Below are 5046 nucleotides of genomic sequence, written 5' to 3'. Positions count from 1 at the left end.
CGCCGACACCGAAGGTTTTTATGACGATGAAAACGATGGCCCTTACATGGATGAGGAAAATAAATCCAAAATCGACGAGGACATCATCTGGCGATATGACATGATAGATGAGCTCGATACCTTTCCCCATAACCTTGCGACCTGTTCGCCTTTGGTTGTTGGGGATTTGGTTTTTGCAGTTACAGCGAACGGCGTTGATGAAACTCACATCAACGTCCCTTCCCCTGAAGCACCGAGTTTTATCGCCTTAAATAAAAACACGGGAGAACTGGTTTGGGAAAATGCTTCACCCGGTGAAAATATTTTACATGGTCAGTGGTCGAACCCGTCTTACGGCGTCATAGACGGCACAGCGCAAATAATTTTCCCGGGAGGCGATGGTTGGGTTTATTCATTCGTTCCAGAGACTGGAAAACTTTTATGGAAATTCGATTGCAATCCCAAGGAATCCGTCTGGGAGCTTGGTGGCTCCGGAACCCGCAACAACATTATTTCCACGCCCGTCATCTGGGACAATAAAGTTTACATTGGTGTCGGTCAAGACCCGGAACACGGTGAAAGCATCGGCCATTGGTATGCCATCGATGCCACCAAACGTGGTGATATTACTAAGTCCGGCGAAGTTTGGCATAGGGGCAATGAAGATTTTAACCGCACCATGTCAACTGCAGCCATTCATGATGGGCTTATGTACATAGCGGATTTAAGCGGCTTTGTTTATTGTTGGGATGCCAACACCGGCGAAGAGTACTGGAAATACGACGCCTTTGCAGCTATCTGGGGGTCGCCTTATTACGCGGACGGCAAAGTTTACATCGGTGATGAAGACGGCGACGTCGCTGTTTTGAAAGCCGGCAAAAAGATGGAGCTGCTGGCAGAAATCAATATGGACAACGCGGTTTATACGACTCCGGTTGCTAAGAACGGTGTGCTTTATATTACCAATCGCTCGAAGTTATTTGCGGTGGCGTTGAAAAAATAATGAGTGTTTGAGTGTTATTGTGTTCAAGTGTTTGAGAAATCCCCAACGAGCGGTATGATTTCGTTCACAAAATTAACGTCGTGTTAAAAGAACTACGTGAAACCCTCATTGCCTTGAAGATTATTCACAAGGCAAAACTTTACGAGTCTGGCGTTAAAATTCGGTTTGCACTGAATGAATGCAAAGCCAACATGGAGAAAAGAGAAAAGCACTGAGGTAGATCCTAGATCGTAAATCATATATCGTATATCAGATTTCTGGACTCGAAAATATACGATTTACGATATGCGATCTACGATTTGCGATTTTCAAAAGGAAGTCTCGACTTCTCAAATCGTAGATCGTCAATCAAAATTATAGACAACTGCATTGTCAATAAAAAAAATAAGCGCCTAATGGAGGCAGAAGAAGAACTCGAGGACATCCGTGCCTACGATGAGGTTAAAGAAAAGGTTGATGCAGAGCTGAATGTAAGTGAATCCGTGACATTGGAATCTTATAAAGCTAATAAGAAATAAGAAACGGAGATTAGAATAATGACTACTATCCCCGAAAAACAACTGAGTCCTGAACTGATTGATGCGCTTAAGGATTTAATCAAGTCAGAAAATCGACCAATAAAGCTCAACTCTGGTGGACAAAATTTTGTTCTTCTTAAGGAGCAAGATTATCGAGGCTGGATTGAAACGGCTTATCTGCTTTCCTCAAAAAAGAATGCGAAAATTCTGCAGGATGCGCTTGACGAGCCTCTTGACGAGTGCAAAGATTTGAAAGCTGTTCTCAATGACCTGGATAGTTAAGCTCACGCGGCAAGCTGCGAAGGATCTGAAGCATTGGCATAAAACGAACTGAATCCATTACTCCAGTAGATAAAGAACTATGCAAATAGCGAATAACCCGTTATCAGAAAAGATAAAGAAAGCGCGGGAAAGATTGGATGCCCATGTCCGTGAAATGGTGGAATGGCATTTCAATCCGGAGACGGGTAGTGAATTCTGGTTGAATTATGCCAGTAAACTTGACTTCGATCCAAGAAAGGAAATAGGCGGCTACGCAGATTTAAAAATTCTCGATCATTTTGAAGATACCTGGCTGCGCGGCGGACCGGTGCGTAAATGGGTTCCAAAACCATTGTTAAATGAGCCGATTTATGTCTTTGAAACAGGGGGGTCAACGGGTGTTCCAAAGACGCGGGTGAATGTTCGGGATTTTCAAACCGATTACGAAATGTTCAGCGAGACTCTTTCGGACGATGGCTTCCCAAAGGGCGCCGACTGGTTGATGCTCGGACCAACCGGCCCGCGTCGCTTGAGATTGGCAATTGAGCATTTGGCGCAGCACCGCGGCGGAATGGTATTTTTTGTCGATCTCGATCCGAGGTGGGTGAACAAACTCATCAAACGCGGGGCTCACGAAGAATTGGAATTGTACACAGATCATGTGGTGGGACAGGCCCTGAATATTCTCAGAGTTCACGAGAACATTCACTGCTTATTCACCACCCCCAAATTGCTCGAAACGCTTTGCGAAAAAATCAATCTAACCAAAGCGGGAATCAAAGGCATCTTCTGTGGCGGCACTGAGATGAATGCGCAATTTAATCGGTTTGCCCGCGAAGAGCTGGTGCCGGGAATTGATTTCGTGCCGACCTACGGAAATACGTTGATGGGACTTGCGGTTAATAAACCGTTCGATCCGGCTGACAATTACGCGATTATTTATTATCCACCAGCCCCGCGCGCTGTGTTTGAGCTGGTCAATCCAAAAAACACAGAAGAATCAGTCGATTACGGTGAAACGGGTCGGGTCATGCTAACGACTTTGACCAAAGAATTTTTTATGCCGCGATTTTTAGAAAGGGATGAAGGAGAACGCGCAGAGCCCATCGAGCCTTTCCCTTGGGACGGGGTTGCGAATTTGCGGCTATTGTCTTCGTTGCAGAAATCTGTAGTTGTGGGGGTTTATTAAATGTTGCATTTTCCAATCCTGCGCGCCGGCCAACCCTACAAAAGCCTCTCCGTTCTCGATGTCAGCAATTTTAAAACCGGTGAGAAGATTGCTCAATTGAGTCAGGCAAATAGCGGACTGATTCGCGAAGATTTTTCTCAAGCTGAAAAGAATAAGCAGACTTTAAATGACTTGCCCGTGCATGAATTGCTGACGATGTGCAAAAATGCGGCAGCGCTGTTCGCAAATGAGGAGTTGCCCATCAACGGCGCGACCCAATCTCCTGAAGATTATATCCATATTCTCTCCTCAACAACGGGTATGCCGGAAGTGCTTTGCCGCAAGAACATGGACAAAATCAGCTTTGTTCTCGCTGAAATGGAAACAGTTTTAGGCGGGCTGACTCGCGGGCTCGACCTTTCTATCCTTGATAGCGGTTGGGGCAGTGAGCATGGCAGGCCACTTAGTTATTTGTGTACCGCCAACACTTTGGGAGCCATTCTACCCAACAACTCGCCGGGTGTGCACTCCCTTTGGCTGCCGAGCATTCCCCTAAAAGTACCGCTGGTCCTCAAACCGGGGACTCAGGAGCCCTGGACACCGTACCGGGTGATTCAGGCATTTATCGCCGCCGGGTGTCCACCGGAGGCGTTTAGTTTTTATCCAACCGATTATTCCGGCGCAACGGAGATTCTTTTACGCAGCGGGCGCTCGATGTTATTTGGCGGTGCATCTACTGTGCAGGCATGGGAAAAGGATCAGCGTGTTCAAATACACGGACCTGGATGGAGTAAGCTTCTATTCGGTGAAGATCAGGCTGCAAACTGGCAACAATATCTGGATACACTCGTAGATTCTATTTTGATCAATAGCGGTAGATCCTGCCTCAATGCCTCCGGCGTTTGGGTGCCGTCTCACGGCCGCGAGATTGCCGAAGCGCTGGCAAAAAGACTTGCCAAAGTTCAAGCAAAACCCATGGATGATCCCGAGGCGCAACTGGCTGCTTTTGTAAATCCGGCTGTGGCCGAAAGTATCTCAAATTTGATTGAGAGCGGACTTACTGAAGGCGGCGCTGAAGATTTAACCGCTAAGTATCGCGACGGTGATCGAGTCGTTGAAGTTGATGGATGCACTTTTCTTTTACCAACGATCGTTTGGTGTGAAAGTCCGGAACATCCGCTGGCAAACACGGAGCTTTTGTTCCCTTTTGCCAGCGTCGTGGAAATTCCTCAAAATGAAATTTTAAGCAAAATGGGACAGACTCTGGTTCTCACAGCATTAACGGAAGACAAGAAATTCATTCAACGGATTTTAGCAGCGCCAAACGTTGATCGTCTAAATTTAGGTCCGATTCCAACGAGCAAGGTTAGCTGGGATCAGCCGCATGAAGGCAATTTGTTCGAACATTTGTATAAGCAAAGAGCCTTTCAGGCGAAGGAATTTATCTGATGTTTGACTTTCATCTGGCTCAAGCCAACTTCGCACACATGAGGGGCGCGCTCGACGATCCGGTGATGCAAGGATTTGTAGCACAACTGGATTACATTAACTCAGTTGCAGATAAGAGTCCGGGTTTTGTTTGGCGTCTACAAACCGAAACTGGAGATGCCACTGCAATTCGGGTGTTTGATGATGACTTGATTCTATTTAATATGTCCGTTTGGGAATCGACCGAGTCTTTGTTCGATTACGTGTATCACAGCGACCATGGGCAGGCGTTTAGCGATCGCAGGAACTGGTTCTTACCATTAGAAAGACCTACGCTGATCTTGTGGTGGATTTCGAAGGGCCACGTACCTTCTGTCGAAGAGGCAGTTGCTAAACTCGAGCATTTTGAAAAACATGGCCCGACTTCTGAGGCCTTTTCTTTTAAAAATCAATATTCTTCCAATGGTGAGAAACTCGAAAGGCAATCATTAGAAATTAGATGCAAGAATTCGATTATCAACCCAATACCAGAGTAATCTTTGGCGAGAATGCCATTGACAATCTCGGCGCATCGACAAAAGAACTTGGGGTCCAAAAAGCTTTACTCGTGAGTGATCCCGGACTGGCGAAGGCAGGGCATGTTGAGCGCGCGGTTCAGAGCCTCAGTCGGTCATCTTTCGAGTCGGTTG

Annotated in this window: 7 protein-coding genes; all 7 read left to right on the top strand. The window is 46.5% G+C overall.

Annotated features, from left to right (window positions below; all coding sequences use genetic code 11):
- Positions 1-982: PQQ-like beta-propeller repeat protein (locus IH879_19435; protein MCH7677101.1), on the top strand; the 982-nt coding region annotated here is incomplete at its 5' end.
- 299 nt (positions 983-1281) lie between these two features.
- A complete protein-coding gene (locus IH879_19430; protein MCH7677100.1) occupies positions 1282-1500 on the top strand; it encodes a hypothetical protein in 219 nt (72 codons plus the stop codon).
- Between the two features lie 18 nt (positions 1501-1518).
- Entirely contained in the window at positions 1519-1782 is a 264-nt protein-coding gene (locus tag IH879_19425) for a hypothetical protein (protein ID MCH7677099.1), read from the top strand.
- Positions 1783-1861: 79 nt separating this feature from the next.
- Positions 1862-2950, top strand: a complete 1089-nt coding sequence (locus IH879_19420) for a hypothetical protein (protein MCH7677098.1) — start codon at positions 1862-1864, stop codon at positions 2948-2950.
- On the top strand, positions 2951-4378 hold the full coding sequence (locus IH879_19415) for an aldehyde dehydrogenase (GenBank protein MCH7677097.1): 1428 nt from the start codon (positions 2951-2953) through the stop codon (positions 4376-4378).
- Entirely contained in the window at positions 4378-4893 is a 516-nt protein-coding gene (locus tag IH879_19410) for a DUF3291 domain-containing protein (GenBank protein MCH7677096.1), read from the top strand. Before IH879_19415 ends, IH879_19410 begins: the two co-directional genes overlap by 1 nt.
- The coding region (locus IH879_19405) for an iron-containing alcohol dehydrogenase (GenBank protein ID MCH7677095.1) at positions 4857-5046 on the top strand (190 nt) is incomplete at its 3' end. The genes IH879_19410 and IH879_19405, both read left to right, overlap by 37 nt.

This window comes from candidate division KSB1 bacterium, assembly GCA_022562085.1.
Classification (GTDB): Bacteria; Zhuqueibacterota; Zhuqueibacteria; order Oceanimicrobiales; family Oceanimicrobiaceae; genus Oceanimicrobium.
The sequence above is the reverse complement of the archived record's forward strand: the minus strand, read 5'-3'. Positions and strand labels throughout refer to the sequence as shown.

What these genes read in the sequence shown, in the direction of transcription:
- IH879_19425 (MCH7677099.1), top strand. Translation starts at nt 1,519, where the DNA reads ATGACTACTATCCCCGAAAAACAACTGAGTCCTGAACTGATTGATGCG.
- IH879_19415 (MCH7677097.1), top strand. Translation starts at nt 2,951, where the DNA reads ATGTTGCATTTTCCAATCCTGCGCGCCGGCCAACCCTACAAAAGCCTC.
- IH879_19420 (MCH7677098.1), top strand. Translation starts at nt 1,862, where the DNA reads ATGCAAATAGCGAATAACCCGTTATCAGAAAAGATAAAGAAAGCGCGG.
- IH879_19410 (MCH7677096.1), top strand. Translation starts at nt 4,378, where the DNA reads ATGTTTGACTTTCATCTGGCTCAAGCCAACTTCGCACACATGAGGGGC.